Source organism: Alteromonas sp. H02, from assembly GCF_059682525.1.
Genome location: NZ_CM185021.1, coordinates 759,206 through 772,678 on the forward strand (window position 1 = coordinate 759,206; position 13,473 = coordinate 772,678).

General features: G+C 51.0%; 14 protein-coding genes. 8 read left to right on the forward strand and 6 right to left on the reverse strand.

Annotated features, from left to right (window positions below):
* Positions 1 to 16: 16 nt before the first annotated feature.
* Entirely contained in the window at positions 17 to 1,324 is a 1,308-nt protein-coding gene (locus tag AC566Q_RS03385; protein WP_499613697.1) for an alginate export family protein, read from the forward strand.
* Here the strand turns inward: AC566Q_RS03385 and nhaC are convergent.
* The 5 genes from nhaC to AC566Q_RS03410 all read right to left on the reverse strand — a co-directional run bounded on the left by nhaC (position 1,321) and on the right by AC566Q_RS03410 (position 6,119).
* Complete coding sequence (gene nhaC, locus AC566Q_RS03390; RefSeq protein ID WP_499613699.1) at positions 1,321 to 2,766, reverse strand: Na+/H+ antiporter NhaC; 1,446 nt, start codon at positions 2,764 to 2,766, stop codon at positions 1,321 to 1,323. The genes AC566Q_RS03385 and nhaC overlap by 4 nt on opposite strands.
* Positions 2,759 to 3,928, reverse strand: a complete 1,170-nt coding sequence (locus tag AC566Q_RS03395) for a trans-sulfuration enzyme family protein (protein WP_499613701.1) — start codon at positions 3,926 to 3,928, stop codon at positions 2,759 to 2,761. Before AC566Q_RS03395 ends, nhaC begins: the two co-directional genes overlap by 8 nt.
* A gap of 255 nt (positions 3,929 to 4,183) precedes the next feature.
* Entirely contained in the window at positions 4,184 to 4,372 is a 189-nt protein-coding gene (locus tag AC566Q_RS03400) for a DUF885 family protein (RefSeq protein ID WP_499617349.1), read from the reverse strand.
* A 123-nt stretch (positions 4,373 to 4,495) separates the two neighbouring features.
* A complete protein-coding gene (locus tag AC566Q_RS03405) occupies positions 4,496 to 5,671 on the reverse strand; it encodes a pyridoxal phosphate-dependent aminotransferase (RefSeq protein WP_499613703.1) in 1,176 nt (391 codons plus the stop codon).
* A 16-nt stretch (positions 5,672 to 5,687) separates the two neighbouring features.
* Positions 5,688 to 6,119, reverse strand: coding sequence for a hypothetical protein (locus tag AC566Q_RS03410; protein WP_499613708.1), 432 nt, complete (start codon positions 6,117 to 6,119; stop codon positions 5,688 to 5,690).
* 373 nt (positions 6,120 to 6,492) lie between these two features.
* Here AC566Q_RS03410 and AC566Q_RS03415 point away from each other — a divergent pair, with 373 nt between their 5' ends.
* Positions 6,493 to 8,835, forward strand: a complete 2,343-nt coding sequence (locus tag AC566Q_RS03415; protein WP_499613710.1) for a TonB-dependent receptor — start codon at positions 6,493 to 6,495, stop codon at positions 8,833 to 8,835.
* Positions 8,835 to 10,058, forward strand: coding sequence for a dipeptidase (locus AC566Q_RS03420; RefSeq protein ID WP_499613713.1), 1,224 nt, complete (start codon positions 8,835 to 8,837; stop codon positions 10,056 to 10,058). The genes AC566Q_RS03415 and AC566Q_RS03420 overlap by 1 nt, the downstream gene beginning before the upstream one ends.
* Positions 10,059 to 10,146: 88 nt before the next feature.
* Here AC566Q_RS03420 and AC566Q_RS03425 read toward each other — a convergent pair whose 3' ends face one another.
* Positions 10,147 to 10,320: a DUF6435 family protein gene (locus AC566Q_RS03425; protein WP_499613715.1), complete on the reverse strand. Its 174-nt coding sequence runs from the start codon at positions 10,318 to 10,320 to the stop codon at positions 10,147 to 10,149.
* A 209-nt stretch (positions 10,321 to 10,529) separates the two neighbouring features.
* Here AC566Q_RS03425 and AC566Q_RS03430 point away from each other — a divergent pair, with 209 nt between their 5' ends.
* Genes AC566Q_RS03430 through AC566Q_RS03450 form a run of 5 tightly spaced genes read left to right on the forward strand, consistent with a single transcriptional unit; the run spans position 10,530 to position 13,308 of the window.
* Positions 10,530 to 11,006 (forward strand): YHS domain-containing (seleno)protein, encoded by a 477-nt coding sequence (locus AC566Q_RS03430; RefSeq protein ID WP_123323889.1) that lies wholly within the window; start codon positions 10,530 to 10,532, stop codon positions 11,004 to 11,006.
* Between the two features lie 5 nt (positions 11,007 to 11,011).
* On the forward strand, positions 11,012 to 11,338 hold the full coding sequence (locus tag AC566Q_RS03435; protein ID WP_499613718.1) for a thioredoxin family protein: 327 nt from the start codon (positions 11,012 to 11,014) through the stop codon (positions 11,336 to 11,338).
* Between the two features lie 13 nt (positions 11,339 to 11,351).
* Complete coding sequence (locus AC566Q_RS03440; RefSeq protein ID WP_123323891.1) at positions 11,352 to 11,642, forward strand: BufA1 family periplasmic bufferin-type metallophore; 291 nt, start codon at positions 11,352 to 11,354, stop codon at positions 11,640 to 11,642.
* Between the two features lie 17 nt (positions 11,643 to 11,659).
* Positions 11,660 to 12,559 carry an MbnB/TglH/ChrH family RiPP precursor modification enzyme gene (locus AC566Q_RS03445; protein WP_499613721.1) on the forward strand — a complete coding sequence of 300 codons (900 nt, stop codon included), beginning with the start codon at positions 11,660 to 11,662 and terminating at the stop codon, positions 12,557 to 12,559.
* Positions 12,556 to 13,308: an HvfC/BufC family peptide modification chaperone gene (locus tag AC566Q_RS03450; protein ID WP_499613724.1), complete on the forward strand. Its 753-nt coding sequence runs from the start codon at positions 12,556 to 12,558 to the stop codon at positions 13,306 to 13,308. The genes AC566Q_RS03445 and AC566Q_RS03450 overlap by 4 nt, the downstream gene beginning before the upstream one ends.
* Positions 13,309 to 13,473 lie beyond the last annotated feature (165 nt).

The following is a 13,473-nucleotide window of genomic DNA, read 5'->3' on the forward strand; positions in this document are numbered from 1 at the left end:
GAAACTGGAGACACCTATGAAACAACTGTATGTAAAATTCGCCAGTATGCTCAGCGTGGCATGTGCTGCTTCACTCATGTCACCACTGGTGTTAGCCGAATCGCCCACTTTTGATGTGTCAGGGCAGTGGGCCTTACGCTATGAAAATATCACTAACCCGCTGTTTCCGACTACCGACGATCGTTTTCATCAGCACAATCAGCGCCTGTCCTCAAAGCTGCCGGTAAAAACCGTGATGAAATGGTCGCAGTTCGAACTACTCGGCGAATTAGCTGACTCCCGGGTTTACCTTGATAATGACGACCCCACTCTTGGTCGTTCCCAGGTTAATACGCTGGAGCCTGTACAGTTTAACTTCTCATGGCTGGGTGACAGCCAGAATGATGGGGGCCTGAACATGCAGAAGCTAAGCGTTGGCCGGTTTATTCTCGACTTTGGCAGCCGCCGGGTTATTTCCAGCGGGTATTTTAGAAATGCCATGAACACCTTCGATGGGGTAGTCAGTGAATGGCAATGGAACGACTGGAATGTTAACGCTGTTTATTTACTGCCGGTGACCCGTTTACCCGGCGATGCGGCAAGTATCGATGCTAATGAGCGAGGCTTTGATAAGTCGTATTCAGAACGGGCTATGTATGGTGTGTATGCCAGCTCTGCCGATAAAACCTGGCAACTGCAAACTTACTGGTTTGACGAAGAAGATGGTCCGGACCTGAATACTGCCAACCGTGAATTCCTAACGGTGAGTGCGCACTATACCTTACCTAAAGACACCAAATGGCGTGCGGATGCAGAGGTTATCGTGCAGTCTGGTACCCGTCATCAGTCTACCTCGCCCAGTGATGTTACCGAAATCGACCACCAGGCGTGGTTATTCCATGGTGCGTTTGGTCAGATGGTTACCGATACCACTTCGCTGCAGGCTATTGTCGACCTGATAAGTGGTGATAACGACAGCAATGACGGAAAAAATACCAACTTTGACGCACTTTACGCTGTACGCCGCTTTGACTTTGGGCCTACCGAAGTGTACCGCACCATGCCACGGCGCAACCTGGTATCACTGGGTCTTAAAATGGTGAGTAAATTTACCAAGAAAGATAACCTGCTGATCCGCTATTTAAATTTTAGTTACCAGAAAACCCCGGTGGGTGGTGAAAGTGAAATAGGTAATCAGATTGAGTTTCGCTGGCGTCACCAGTTGCTGCCTAAGTTCCGCCTTGAGTTTGGTGGTGCCTACATGGCTAAAGGCGATGCGTTTGCCCAGGGCGATTACCCGGACGATACCGTTTACGGCTATACCGCCTTTTTACTGAAATTCTAAGGCAGGTGTTTTATCGCCGCTGAGCGTGGTAATAGCCCGGCCCACAGTAATGAGAACACCGGGCCGCCCAGGCAAAACAATGCCCAGGGTAAATAATCCACGGTCGCCACACCCAGCGTGGCGGCCATAAATAAGCCGGAAACCGTCCAGGGCAATACCGGATCCATCAGGGTCACGGAATCTTCAATACTGCGGGATAAATTAACCGGTGCCAGCTTTCTGGCCCGATACCCGGGCTGATACAGATTACCGATAATTAAGCTGGTCACGCCGCCGTGACTGGTCAGTGACAGTAAAGTAATGCCGCTTACCATAGTGCTTAACACCAAACTAAAAATTCCTTTCACCCGCCGGAGCATCGCCTGGATTAACACATTTAGCGCGCCGCTGGCCTGAATGGCACCGGCCAGTAAAAATGCGGCAATAATGACTACCAGCGTGCCTACCATGGAATACAATCCGCCACGCTCAACCAGTTGCAGAAAGGCTTCATTAGCCATTGCCTCACTGCGCAGTGGCGCAGGTAACATTTCAAGACTAAAGCCATTCAGGTAAGCATTCACCGCATCCTCTAACCCAAAGGGTTGCACCAGTACTGCAAGCACTAAAGCCAGCAGGGTGGAGTAAGTAATGCCGATGACGGGTGGCCATTTTTTAACAATCGCATAGATCACCAGGGCCGGGGGCAACAATTGCCACCACGCCGGGGTGAAAGCGGCTTCGATGAGTTGTTGCATTGCTGCCGTTGCTAACAACGATTTGCTCTGATCGGCCGTGCTTGCGGCCGGGACCAGCATAAACACTATCAGAGCAATCAAAAAAGAAGGCAAGGCTGTGTATACCATGTGGCCGATGTGCTGATATAAGTCGGCTTTGGCCGCAATCGCAGAAATATTGGTTGAATCCGATAGGGGCGACATTTTGTCACCGAAGCAGGCGCCGGAAATCACTGCACCGGCAGTAACCGGCAAAGAGGCCCCCATCACGGTGGCCAGGCCCATTAAAGCAACGCCGATTGTGCCGGCCGACGCCCACGACGAGCCGGTAAATATGCTCATGACAGCAGCGGCCAGAAAAGCCGAAATATACAGATAATCCGGGTCAATAAGGTGGATGCCGGTCCATACAAAAAACGGGATGGTGCCGCACAGCATCCAGCTACCAATTAAGCCGCCAATGGACAGCAGGATAAGCACTACCGGAAAGACATCGCCAAACTTGGCTACGGCGGCTTGTTCCATTAACTGCCAGCTAATGCCCCGGCAAAAACCTATCAGCCCGGCAACCACCGCCGCCAGCAATATTGCTACCACCACCAGCGTGACACCGAGTTCGGTAAACAACGCGCCACCAGCGAAAACCGTTAACAGGACCACCAGCGGCAGCGCTGCTAACCAAAGCGGCAATGGCTCATTAGGTGATGCTGACACGGGTTCAGACATGCTGAAAAGCTTGTTCCAGATCGGCTATCAGCGTTTGCGCGGCTTCAAGCCCAACAGACAAACGAATAAGCCCTTGTGGTAGATTCATAGCGGCCAGCTGTTCTGCATTTTCCGGGCGCTGTAATGAGATAGCCAGACTTTCAAACCCGCCCCAGCTAACACCAAGGCGAAAGTGACTCAGGGCATTTAAAAAGCGGGTTACGTTATCGTAAGCCGGGTTCTTCAGAGTAAAGCTGATCAGGCCATTGTAGCCGGCCAGCGGGTTGGTCTCGACTGGCGGCGAATCTTCTTGCCAGGCCGGGTGATAGATCCGCGCTACTTTAGGGTGGTCCTGCAGAAACTCACCAATGGCCAGGGCGATGGCCTCCTGTTGCTGTAGCCGCACACTCAGGGTGCGCAGCCCCCTTTCTATTAACCAGGCATCCATGGGGCCTATTGCAGCGCCATTGAGCAAAAAGGTTCGGTAAAAAATCTGTTTAAGCAATGCGTGGCGGGTGATTATTGCCCCGGCAATCACATCACTGTGGCCGCCAATGTATTTGGTTAAGGAGTGGGCCACAATGTCGACGCCCATGGTAATGGGTTTCTGGAGCAGTGGCGTTGCCCAGGTGTTGTCGATACCAGTCAGAATGCCGTGTTCGTGGGCAATGGCCACCACCCGGGTAATATCAATGCGCTTAAAAGTCATGGTCGCCGGACTTTCAAACCAGATAAGCCGGGTTTCCGGACGTATTGCCGCCTGAAGCTGCTCCAGATCACCCGAGGTCAGGTAAGTAAATGTTACGCCAAACCGTGCCAGTTGCTCCGCCAGCTGAATGGTAGGACTGTACACCTGATTAATAAATATGATGTGGTCGCCCTGATTTACCAGCCCGGTAATCGCCGCACTAATAGCGCCCATGCCGGAAGCAAACAGTTTGCATGCTTCGCCCCGCTCAAGGGCAGCAAGTTTCTTTTCCACACTGGTCATTGTTGGATTTCGCCCACGCGTATAAACCGGTGTGCTGTATTCATTGGCCAGCGCGGCGCAGAGGTTTTCAAACTTGCTGTAGGAGAACAGCGAAGTCTGGTGAATGGGTTGTGTTACGGGTTGGATATCCGTTTGCGAGACAAAGGCTTCGGGCCCACAACAAATATCGAGGTCCTGCTGTGAAATTTTCATGTCGTTGTATTTTGAATATTTTATACCACCTTACCTGCAATTGTTGGTGGCGTACAAGCTCATGGTCTTAATATTTTGCTAATTTAGCGACGCCATCAAAAAAGGCGGCGAAGATGCCGATTTCGTCAGGTGATGATGAATTAAGCGGCTTTTCCGCAGCAATTCAGTTATCTAGCATGGGTTCTAAATTGGTCAAAGGGGCCGTGCCGCTGCCGAGGAGCACATCGTGGAAGGCCCGGATATCAAACTTATTGCTCAGCTCGGTGTTGGCTTCATTACGCCATCAGAAATGGGCGAGTTATCTCTAAAGAGCTGATGAGTCTGTTCTTCTGTCCAGCCATTGGCATGGATGCCGGGGTCTACCACCAGACGGATAGTGCGCCACATGTCGGAGGCTAAGCGGCCAAGCTCAGACTGTGAACTATGGTAGCCGATAGTCTCAATAACCGTTCGTTCTCACGCATGGTAGTTATATCTATCAGGTAAGCATAGAGCACACCACGTGCGCTGCTTTCTGACGAACCGGCGAAACAATGCTGCGGGGCTTATTTCAATTACTTGTGTGGGTCAGCGTTGTTGCAATTTGTCGGTAAATGCTTTGATCCTTGCCAGACCTTCATGCAACTGAGTTTCCGACGTGGCATAAGACAGCCTGACAAACTGATCGCCACCAACAACACCAAAGTCATTGCCGGGTGTCATGGCCACATGGGCTTCGCTGAGTAAGCGGTCACAAAAATCCATGGCAGACATGCCGGTTGGGCTAACATCGATATAGACATAAAACGCGCCGTCAGGCTCAACAGGAACTTCGAGGCCTGCGTCAGCCAGGCCTTGCAGAACAATTTTACGTCGTGACAACAAGGACTCACGCCGTTGTTCACAAAGCGCCAGGGTGGGTGGTGTAAAGCAGGCTAAAGCCGCAAGCTGGGCCGGTGTTGAGGGGCAAATATATAAGTTTTGCGCCAGGCGCTCGATAACAGCCACCATGTCGTCCGGCACGATCATCCAGCCTAACCGCCAGCCGGTCATACCAAAGTACTTTGAAAAACTGTTGATAATAATCGCGTCGTTATCAAACGACAGCGCCGACTGCGGCGGGCCGTTGATATCGTCACTCAGGTTTAAATAGATTTCATCGATTATCCGCCACGCGCCGCGGGCTTTGGCAAACTCGCACATTTTTTTCAGGTCGTCGGCAGAGACCGCTGTACCGGTGGGGTTTGACGGTGTGGCAACCATCAGTGCCCGGGTTGTTTCCTGCCAGTGTTGTTCTACCAGTGCAGGCGTTACCTGAAAACTGTCGGCAGCCGTGGTGGGGACCAGATTAACCTTACCGCCGAATGTGGTAACAAACTGGCGATTACAGGGATAGGAGGGATCGCCTACCATCACTTCATCACCCGGATTAACCAGTGCGGCGCACACCAGTAACAGTGCCGCAGACGCACCGGCAGTAACTACTACCCGTTGCGGATCGATCTCCAGCCCGTGCATAGTCTGGTAAAAGCCTGCAATGGCTACACGCAGACGGTAGTCACCCAGTGCCCCCGTGTAGGGTAACTGATTTTCTGCAACGGCCTGTTGCATGGCTTGCTGAACCGCTGGCGGCGCGCCAAAGTCGGGCTCACCAATGTTTAAACGAATAACGCTGTGTCCGGCGTTCTCTAGCGCCGTGGCTTTTTCGCCGAAGGCCATTGCATAGAATGGAGTAATGGCCCTGGCCCGGTCAGAATACTGCATGAAACTCTCTATTGTTTTAGTGTAACCAGCCTGAACGAACACCGCGCTGGCTGATTAACACCAGTAATAACGCGATGGTGGTGACGATAACAGGCATTACCACAATGCCCCAACCCATAATACCTATGGCATCAATCACCACAAAATTATAATACTGCTGCACAATCACGCCGGCGAGAGAGATCACCAACACCGGAAAAGCGAGCTTTTTGCCCAGAGCCAGTAAGATACTGCCTATTAAGCCGCCAAAAACGGCCAGAGCGTAAGCGCTGTAAGACCATACCGGAATGTCCCGATAGACCGCCTGTTGCGCCTCTGGAAGCTGGGCAATCATTTCCGGCGTCATCATTATCTGACTGAAAAATGCCGCCACGCCTATGCCATTCCAAAGCACCATTAGCCAGGCAAACACTTTAAGGCCGGTGGACATCCGTTTTGTGCTGTTCATTCTTATCCCCAATCAATACGCTAGCAAATCCCGATATCACTATACGTGAATTTTTTGCGATAGATAACGGATTATACCTTCTTATACTTTTGTCTAAAGTGGTGCAATTGGTCAGCTTTTCATCACAAAAAATGTGCAGCGCTGATTATTACTCAGGAATAGATTGTTAAGTAATTGTATTAAAGATACTGTATACGATATCTTTTATGCAGACTGTCGGTTGCTGCTGGTTATTTATCCCAAAACAGCCGTCGAATCAGTGAATTGGTACAGGGTTTGAAACGCTTGTGTGAATACCGTCTACGGAAGGGCGCAGAACAACAACACGGTCTCGAATTCAAACTCCCTGAAACAAGACTGAGAAAATAACGATATGGCACATAAATACACAAGCAAAACCTTTTCACTTTCCCTACTGGCTGGTGTTATTGGCCAGCTACTGATTGGTTCCCAGGCAGCTGCCCAAACCAGTGACGAAACCGAAGCTCAAAAAGAAGAGAAAATCGTTGTCGTCGGCCGTCGTATTTCACAAACCGACATCGCCATAGGCACTGATGAAGCAACTAATACACTGGCCGTTACCCGCGACGAACTACTTTCGGCACCGTCGGGGATCTCCGGATTAAAGATGCTCGAAAATCTCCCCGGCTTTAACGTACAGACTGATGGCGCGTTAGGGCTTTATGAGTTTGGTAACTCGGTGCAGGTTCGGGCTTTCCAGTTAAGCCAGATGGGCTTTGTACTGGATGGTATTCCTATGGGGCGATCCGACGCTTTTGGCGGCAGCCCTATTTTCCGTTATGTAGACAATGAAAACCTTGGTGCTGTTGTCGCCTCACCGGGCGCTGGTGATGTATCCGCGCCTACCTATGCTTCTTTGGGCCCGATTGCGTCTTACAGCACCATTCGTCCATCTGAGGATATGGGCGGTATGGTGGCCGTCACCGTGGGTGATTTCGACTTACAACGGACTTTCGTAAAACTGGAAACCGGCGATATCGACGGTTTCAGAGCCTACGTGAGCCGCTCTAAAACCGACAGTGACCTGTGGCGTGGCCCGGGTACCATCGATCGCGAACACATTGAAGCCAAAGCATTATACGAGTTTGGTGACAGCTATATCCAGGCCACCTATGTAGCGAACGATTTCTTCGATTATGATTCACCTTCTGCACCGGCCTCTACCTTCGCCAACGATTATTACTACAGCTATGCCGACAGTATCCCGGAAGGTTGTATCAGCTCAGCAGGCAACGTATACGACTATAATGGCGACGGCAGTATTAATGACGATGACTTTACGCCGGTATTCACCGGTTCAAACTGTACCAGCTATTACGAAGATCGCATCAATATCCGCGATGATAAGCTCTACTCATTAGGTTTCGGTACCTATTTCAGCGAAGATATTAAACTTGATGTCACCGCTTATTACGAAGATAAAGACGGTTACGGCGTCTCGCCAGACAGTTATTCGAATACCCTGGGGATTTATACCCGTCAGGCCGCAGCAGGTCTTGATGTAGTGCATCCACGCGGTGTCCAGTACGGTCTTTCTACCGTCGGAGGCGAGCGCGAGGGCATCGTTGCCGGTTTAACCTGGTTTATGGGTGACCATAAAATCGAATTTGGTGGCTGGATTGAAGACGATACCTATAACCGTACCCAAGCGCGCCTGAATAAAACTGGTGGCAGTGCAGATGGTGATGTGATTATGGATGAAGTGGCTTATTACCGACGTGATTACACCGCAGTACGTGATACCACCCAGCTGTATTTAAAAGACAACTTTAGCATGATGGATGACAATCTGATGCTGGAGGTGGGCTTTAAGTCGCTGTCCATCGACTATTCACTGGACGGCTACCGTGATTACGCGGATTACGAAATTGACAGTCAGCCAGGTTACGGTCCTCAGTCGGTTGAAGCTGAATACAGCGACAACTTCTTACCTATGGTTGGTGCGGTGTACCGCTTGAATGAAACCGATCAGATCTTCGCCTCATTCGCGCAAAACTATGCATTACCAGCCGGTACCGACGATATCTTCGATAACGCCGTAGGCTTTGATGCGCCGGATCCTAAGGGAGAAGAAGCCGATAACTATGAGTTTGGTTTCAGAACCAACCGCGAAACCTACAACGGTGCGATTGCCTTATTCTATACCCGCTTCGACAATCGCTTAATTGCCAGTAGTGTTATGAACCCGGCCACGGGGCAGCCAGAAGCATTTTATGTGAATGCAGGGGCTTCCAAGGCCTACGGGGTTGAATTGAGCGGTGTGTTCCAGCCAGAGGTCTTTGATCGTGAGCTCTATTTCAATGCCAACTTATCTTATAAAAAAGCAGAGTTGGTGGATGGATTTGGCAGTAACCCGGCGGGTAGCCAGTTGCCGGACAGCCCGGAATGGCTGATGACTGGTGGGGTAACCTACGAGCCAACCGAATGGCTGGTAGCCAATTTCTCGGCTAAATATACCGGCAAGCGCTACACCGACTTCTCCGAGTCTATTGAGCTGGACAGCTACCTGGTGGCACAGGCCTATGTAGATATCGGTGGTCCTAATAACTTTGGCATGCCCGAAAATATGCGCCTGCGCTTTAACATCGATAACGTGTTCGACAAAGAAGTGATGTCTTTTGCCTTTACCGGCTCAACATTTGGTCGTCCACTTAGCCCGCGTACCTTCCAGGCAACCCTGACGGTAGACTTTTAATGAAGATAAAAATTAAACAAACATTGTGCGCGTTAGCTGTGGCTGCTTCATGCAGCCCGGCTTTCGCCGCGGCCGATGCGGCTAAACTGCATGATTCGCTGGTGGTTATGGACACGCATCTCGATACGCCTGCGCTACTCGTGCAACCGGGCTTCGACATAATGCATTCGCACACTTTTGCCGACGATTTCTCCCAGGTGGATGTGCCGCGGATGAATAGTGGTGGTCTGGATGGTGGCTTTTGGGTGATTTACACGCCGCAGGGGCCGGTAACCGAAGCCGGATTTAAGTCGTCCCGCGATACCGCGTTACTGCGGGTGATGGCCATTCATAAAATGGTCGCGGCTAACCCCGACACGTTTGCGCTGGCAACTGAACCGGAAGACGCCAAAATGATTGCTGAGCAAGGCAAAAAGATTGTCTATGTCAGCATGGAAAATGCTTACCCGCTGGGTGAAGATCTCAGTCTGCTGGAGACTTTTTATAAAATGGGGCTGCGCATGGTGGGGCCAGTCCATTTTAAAAATAACCAGTTTGGTGACAGTTCTACGGACCCCGATGGCCAGCAATACGGTGGTCTCTCGCCGCTGGGGAAAGAGCTGGTGAAAAAGGCCAATGAGCTGGGGATTATTCTGGATGGCTCCCATGCCCACGATGACCTGTTGAAGGATATGATCGAGTTATCCAAAACGCCGGTGATCCTGTCGCATTCCGGCACCAAAACGATTTATGACCACCCGCGTAATGTGGATGACAGCCTGCTCAAGAAGCTGGTGGAGAGCGGTGGCGTGATTCATGTAAATGCCTATAGCTCTTATCTGAAAGAACTGCCTCAGGATCCGGAGCGTGGCAAAGCCTACGGCGAGTTGTTCCGGCAAATGGGGAATATAACCCAGATGAGCGAAGCCGAAATTGCAGCCCTTAAAGCTAAGCGCAAGCAAATTGATATGGAGCACCCTGCGGTCAGAGCGACCTTTGAGGATTATATGGAGCATTTCCTTCATATTCTTGAAGTCGCCGGGCCAAAGCATACCGGAGTCGGCGCCGACTGGGATGGCGGTGGTGGTGTAGAAACCATGATGGATGTGGCCGCACTGCCAAAAATCACCGAGCGCTTACTGGCTGAGGGTTATACCGAAGCAGACTTAGCTGATATCTGGGGGAATAACGTGCTGCGCCTGTTACAACAGGCGAAAGACTACGCACAATCCCTCAAGGAATAGTTTTTATTGCTTGTTCTCCGTAAAAACAGCAATGCGGGCACACTTCGGTGTGCCCTTTTTATTTTATCGCCCTGCCGCAAAAAGCACTTTAATTCGATTTCTCAGTTTCCTCTATCTTTTGCCACAGTGCTTCTGCATCAGCAGTGAGCATTGAATAGGTCTTTATATCGCCATTGCGCTGCGCATGCATAGCCTTCTCGAGCAGGGCCGAGTGCTGCTTTCGAAGTTTTGCAGTCGGGTCTTTTTTGAATAATCCAAACATTGTATTTGCCTGTTGGGTTTTCCCTGTTAACGAGTCTCAGGCCTTTTGGGATCAACTAAAAAATACCGGCTTGGACGAATAGCGCCAATTTGTGGCGCATCTGTTTCCTTCTGCCTGGTGAATTTTCTTACCTTATATCCACAGACAGCAAGCAACACATAAACGGCTTTGCTCTCTGCCTGTTTAACTTTTGGTTTAAGGAAATGTCTATGAAAATTTCACGATTTGTAAAAATGGCCGGCTTAGCTGGCTCTATTCTGTTTAGCAGCCTGAGCTTTGCGTCAGCGGTAAACATTGCTGAAAACGATGTGGCCATTCACGGCTACGACCCGGTGGCCTACTTTACCCAGCATAAGGCGGTTGAAGGTGCAGCTAAGTATACCGCGACTTACGAAGGGGCTATTTACCGCTTCAGCAGTGCTAAAAACCGCGACATGTTCAAAGCCAATGCGGCCAAATATGCTCCGCAGTTTGGTGGCTACTGCGCAATGGGTGTGGCTCTCAATAAGAAGCTGGATGTCGATCCTGATGCTTTCTACATCGAAGACGACAAGCTGTATCTCAACCTCAACAAGGCTGTTCAGAAAAAGTGGCTGGAAGATGTCCCGGCTAACCTGAAAACCGCTTACCGGGTTTGGGATGGCATTGAAACCTTATCGGTGGCCGATGCCAACGCGGAGGAGTAAGCGCAATGGATGTTGGTACTCAGGCCATTACGGCTAATGGCCATCAATACCCTGAACCATTAGTAATGCTGTGGTTCAGCGCCGAATGGTGTGGCCCGTGCAAACAGATTGCGCCGGTCATTAACATGATTGAGCAAGGCTACGCCGGCACCATCAGAGTGGTAAAGGTTGATGCTGAAGAGGATTTTGAGCTGGCCCACCGCCTCGGCGTGCGGGCGGTTCCTACCCTCATTCTGCTTGATCACGAAAAGCGCCTCGATACCAAAGTGGGGTCGGGAAGCTACGCTGAGCTTACTCAGTGGATTGATTCACATATTAACTTAGTTGCTTAACGAGGTAATGACTATGACTAACAAACGTACGATTGCAGCGGCAGCCCTGGCGATGGCTTTAACCTCCGTGGTTGCGGCACCGGCCCAGGCCGCTGGCAAAGAGAAGTGTTATGGCATCGCGGCCGCCGGTCAGAACGACTGCGGTAACCTGGCTGGCACCCATAGCTGTGCCGGACAGTCGACTATGGACAAAGACCCTGGTGAATGGAAACTGGTAGCTAAAGGCAGCTGTGAAGACCTCGGCGGTATGCTGAAAGCTGAAGCGAAAAAGCGTTACGAAGCTGAAAAGCGTCGTAACGGTTAACCTACCGCGGAGGAACAATGATGGCGGCTTTAAAACCACTTAGTCAGGCTCCAATCAGCTCTGCTCCGGTGGGGGTTGGTTTACGTCACGAGCATTATTCGGCGGCTTTATCGCAGCCATCACCTGCGCTTGATTTTGTTGAAATCCATGCCGAAAATTTCTTTGCCGAAGGCGGTGCGGCAAGTCGGTTACTGGATCAAATTACCGAACATTACGCGGTAAGCATTCATGGTACCGCGATGGGGTTAGGCTCTGCCAGCGGTATAAATCGTCAATACCTTAACAAGTTTGTCCAACTGGTAAACCGGGTGGCCCCGGTATTGGTTTCCGATCACGCCTGTTTTACCTGGGGCGAAGTAGCGCAGGAGCCGGTACATAGCGGCGATCTTCTGCCACTTACATTTGATAAAGCCACACTGGATATCCTGTGTACTAATATAGATACCGTACAGCAGGCGCTGGGCAGACAACTGCTGGTAGAGAACATCGTCACTTACCTGCCGTTTGACGCTGGCGATTTCAGTGAGGCGGAATTTCTGGCCCGGGTCGCCGAGAGAACCCAATGCGGCTTGCTGGTGGATTTAAATAATATTCTGGTGAATTACCGGAATTTTTCCCGCGGCAACCCGCTGTCACTAGCGTGCGACTGGCTGGCACAGCTGCCGGCCAGCGCGGTCAGAGAACTGCACCTAGCCGGTAGTTCTGCTGTCGGGCCTGGAATGCTGATAGTGGACGATCACGGTCAGCCGGTATCGGATGACTGCTGGGCATTGTTTCACGAAGCCCATGAGCGATTTCCCCATGCCGCTACCCTGATTGAATGGGATAACAATTTACCCTCCTGGCAAGAGTTGCTCGAAGAAGCGCATCAGGCGCGGTGGCGAATGGATATGGTGACATTAGAGGTTGCCAAATGAGCAGTCGCTTACAAGCTGTGGCAGATTATCAGGCAGAAATATTAGCCAACATCATGTCTTTTACTGACAGCGCTTATGGCTCGGGGCTTTGGGTGTATCAGCAAAACCTGCAGATGACCGCGGTGCGCAGTTTGAGTGTAACTTTTCCGGTGTTGGCGACCATGCTGGGTGAGGAGGCCCTATATGTGTTGGGCCATCGTTTGTTGAGGCACGAGAAGCCTTGCAGCGGTGACTGGGCCGACTGGGGTAAAACTCTGGCAGCATTGCTACGAGAAAGTGAACTGCACGCTGATCATCCTTATCTGGCTGATGTGGCGAGTTTTGAATGGGCTTTTCATCGAGCTTCGCGAAGCCGCTGTGCGGTGCTGAAAGCCGAAACATTGACTCGTCTTACACAGTGCGAACCGGATGATATCAGGATCCGCTTGCAACCTTCATTAAGGCTGGTCAGCAGTCGGTTTCCTGTGTTTGGCCTATGGCAATTACATCGTTCTCAACCGCCGGGGCGTGCCCCGGGTAAAGCCGAACTGGAGGCTGTTATGCATACTGAGGAAAGTGGTTTTTACGTCATTTCACAGACTAGCCGGACAACCCAGGTGAATGTGATTCATGCCGAAGAGTATCAGTGGCTCGAGGGGGTGCAGCAAGGTATGACGCTGGGGGCACTGATTGATGTTTATCCTGCGCTGGATTTTGCTCAATGGCTATCCTCAGCACTGAGTAATGAGTGGGTGACAGGCCTGAACTGACGCCTGTAAGACTCCTGTCGGGGGCAATCATTGTCTCCTGCTTTTGGCGGTGTGCTACTACACCGCCTTTTTTATGCCTGTCACAGGCACATTATTCTTCGCCTGATAAATGGATAACTTTTCCATACGGACGGGCAATTTTCACCGTTACCCTCGCTCTACACT

Coding starts and splice junctions, on each gene's coding strand:
- AC566Q_RS03385 (WP_499613697.1), top strand. CDS start 17: ATGAAACAACTGTATGTAAAATTCGCCAGTATGCTCAGCGTGGCATGT.
- nhaC (WP_499613699.1), bottom strand. CDS start 2,766: ATGTCTGAACCCGTGTCAGCATCACCTAATGAGCCATTGCCGCTTTGG.
- AC566Q_RS03395 (WP_499613701.1), bottom strand. CDS start 3,928: ATGAAAATTTCACAGCAGGACCTCGATATTTGTTGTGGGCCCGAAGCC.
- AC566Q_RS03405 (WP_499613703.1), bottom strand. CDS start 5,671: ATGCAGTATTCTGACCGGGCCAGGGCCATTACTCCATTCTATGCAATG.
- AC566Q_RS03410 (WP_499613708.1), bottom strand. CDS start 6,119: ATGAACAGCACAAAACGGATGTCCACCGGCCTTAAAGTGTTTGCCTGG.
- AC566Q_RS03415 (WP_499613710.1), top strand. CDS start 6,493: ATGGCACATAAATACACAAGCAAAACCTTTTCACTTTCCCTACTGGCT.
- AC566Q_RS03420 (WP_499613713.1), top strand. CDS start 8,835: ATGAAGATAAAAATTAAACAAACATTGTGCGCGTTAGCTGTGGCTGCT.
- AC566Q_RS03425 (WP_499613715.1), bottom strand. CDS start 10,320: ATGTTTGGATTATTCAAAAAAGACCCGACTGCAAAACTTCGAAAGCAG.
- AC566Q_RS03430 (WP_123323889.1), top strand. CDS start 10,530: ATGAAAATTTCACGATTTGTAAAAATGGCCGGCTTAGCTGGCTCTATT.
- AC566Q_RS03435 (WP_499613718.1), top strand. CDS start 11,012: ATGGATGTTGGTACTCAGGCCATTACGGCTAATGGCCATCAATACCCT.
- AC566Q_RS03440 (WP_123323891.1), top strand. CDS start 11,352: ATGACTAACAAACGTACGATTGCAGCGGCAGCCCTGGCGATGGCTTTA.
- AC566Q_RS03445 (WP_499613721.1), top strand. CDS start 11,660: ATGATGGCGGCTTTAAAACCACTTAGTCAGGCTCCAATCAGCTCTGCT.
- AC566Q_RS03450 (WP_499613724.1), top strand. CDS start 12,556: ATGAGCAGTCGCTTACAAGCTGTGGCAGATTATCAGGCAGAAATATTA.